The sequence below is a fragment of the Streptomyces sp. NTH33 genome (assembly GCF_003236365.1).
Classification (GTDB): domain Bacteria; phylum Actinomycetota; class Actinomycetes; order Streptomycetales; family Streptomycetaceae; genus Streptomyces.
Window position 1 is genome coordinate 1 of the sequence record NZ_POTZ01001007.1, and the last position, 835, is coordinate 835.

Genomic DNA, 835 nt, shown 5'->3' on the forward strand with positions numbered 1-835 from the left:
CGTCGAAGGGGACGGGGCGGCGGCACTGGGCGTGGTCACGGGGCGATCCATGGGTTGAGCTCGGGTTTTGTTCATCGCGATGTACTAGTGGGTCCAGGGTAATGGACTCAGTCAGGTGCATGAGACCCGCACACCACTGTCTCACTCCCGGCTCAGTCCGCACCCGGTTTTTCCGTCGGCCCCTCCGTCGATCCCTCCGCCAGTCCTTCCGCCAGCACCTCCGCGAGGTGCCGTCCCCGCACCCCCGCCAACTGCTCCAGCTGCGTACGGCACGAGAAGCCGTCCGCCAGGATCACCGCCCCCTCCGGCGCCTGCCGCACCGACGGCAGGAGCTGTTCCTCGGCGCAGGCGGCCGACACCTCCCCGTGGCCCTTCTCGAAACCGAAGTTCCCGGCCAGGCCGCAGCAGCCGCCGGACAGCCCGCCGGTCAGGCCCGCCGCCGTACGCAGGTCCCGGTCGGCCGTGTCGCCGAGGACCGCGTGCTGGTGGCAGTGGGTCTGGCCGGCGACCGGGCGGTCCAGGCGGGGCGGGGTCCAGCCCGGGGCGTGGCGCCGGAGGGTTTCGGCGAAGGTCAGGACGCGGTCGGCCAGACGGCGGGCGCGCGGGTCCTCGGGCAGCAGTTCCGGCAGGTCGGTACGGAGGGCGGCGGCGCAGCTCGGCTCCAGGACGACGACCGGGACGGAGGTCTCCAGCACCGGTTCCATCAGGTCGAGGGTGCGGCGCAGCACGGTACGGGCGCGGTCGAGCTGGCCGGTGGAGACGTACGTCAGCCCGCAGCACACCCGGCCCCGGCCCCGCAGCACGGACACGGGGTTCAGCAGTGCCGAGCTTCCGT

At 72.8% G+C, this 835-nt stretch carries 1 pseudogene; it reads right to left on the reverse strand.

The annotated features are described in order from the left end of the window. Positions 1-152: 152 nt before the first annotated feature. A pseudogene (locus tag C1I97_RS38130) lies at positions 153-835 on the reverse strand (FAD-binding oxidoreductase); the annotation flags it as partial.